The organism is Paracoccus sp. Z118 (assembly GCF_019061185.1).
GTDB lineage: Bacteria > Pseudomonadota > Alphaproteobacteria > Rhodobacterales > Rhodobacteraceae > Paracoccus.
Genome location: NZ_JAHQZU010000087.1, coordinates 1 through 1,483, shown reverse-complemented (window position 1 = coordinate 1,483; position 1,483 = coordinate 1). Strand labels below are relative to the sequence as shown.

The 1,483-nt window shown below is 71.3% G+C and carries 1 protein-coding gene; it reads left to right on the top strand.

The annotated features are described in order from the left end of the window. Positions 1-123: 123 nt before the first annotated feature. Positions 124-1,483 (top strand): heavy metal translocating P-type ATPase (locus tag KTN05_RS17540; protein WP_217330654.1); only part of this gene is annotated, 1,360 nt, incomplete at its 3' end.

Below are 1,483 nucleotides of genomic sequence, written 5' to 3'. Positions count from 1 at the left end.
AATCTGAGAAACCGGCTGCCAGCGGATCGCTTCTCGCCCGTCCGACCGATCAAGCCGCCATCTCGGCGCAGCCGAACGCCTTAATCAGACGTTCCGTAAGATGCACTCTGAAAGGATCCCGGTGTGAAACGACTCTCATCCTTCGATCTCTCATTGGCGCTGTCGCTCGCGGCGGTGCTGGGGCTGACGCTGGCGTCAGCGGGGCTCTGGCTGGGCGGCGGGCGGCTGGGCTCTCTGGTGACGCCGGGGCTGGTCCTCGTCTATCTGACCGGCGGGCTACCAGCGGCGTGGCGGGCGCTCGGGGCGCTGTGGAACGAGCGGGTGCTGGACATCGACCTGCTGATGGTCGTCGCCGCCGTCGCCGCGGCCGCGGTCGGCGCGCCCTATGAGGGCGCGGTGCTGCTGACGCTGTTCAGCGTCGCAGGCACCCTCGAATCCCGCGCGCTCGGCCGTGCCCGCCGCGCCATCGAGGCGTTGATGGCGCTGCGCCCGGAAACCGCTTTCCGCAAGGGACCGGACGGCACCGTCGCGGAAGTTGCCGCCGCCGACCTGGCGGTGGGCGACACGGTGATCCTGCGCCCCGGCGCCCGCGTCCCGGCGGATGGCAGGATCGCTGAAGGCCGCGGCGGCATCGACGAGGCCCATATAACAGGCGAATCCATGCCGGTCTCCAAGTCGCCGGGCGATCCGGTGTTCGAAGGCACCGTGAACCTCGAAGGCATCCTCGAGGTCGTCGTCAGCCGGACGATCGGCGACAGCACCATTGCCCGCATGATCCAGCTGGTGACCGAGGCGCAGGCAGCCAAGGCCCCGTCCGAGCGTTTCAGCGCCTGGTTCGGCCAGCGCTACACGATCGCGGTGCTGGTCGGCGCAGTGCTGGCCTTTGCCGCCTTCTGGTGGCTGGGGCATGGATGGGACGGCGCGCTCTACAAGGCGGCGACGCTGCTGGTCGCGGCGAGCCCCTGCGCCATCGTGATCTCAGTCCCGGCGGCGATCCTTTCGGCGCTGTCGGCGGCGGCACGCGGGGGCGTGCTGTTCAAGGGCGGCGCCGCGCTCGAGACGCTGGCCGCCGTCGAGACCTTCGCCTTCGACAAGACCGGCACCCTCACCACGGGCCACGCCACCGTCACGCAAGTCGTGGCGCTGGACGGCGACGCGGACGGGTTCCTGTCGCTGCTGGCCGGCCTCGAGGTGCAGTCCGAGCACCACATCGCCGCCGCAATCCGGCGCGCGGCCGTGGCTCGCGGCGTCGAGGGCGCGGAGATCGCGGAAGTCACCAGCCGCGCGGGCAAGGGGATCGTCGGCCGGGACGGCCACGGCACGCTCTGGGCCGGCAACGCCTATCTCGCCGCGGAGATGGGAGCGGACCTCCGCCACCCAACACTGGAGGCGCTGGATTCGGGCGCGCAGACCGTCGTCTATCTCGGCCGCGGGCGGCAGGTGCTGGGGGCGGCGACCGTGGCCGACGAGGCGCGGTCCAGCG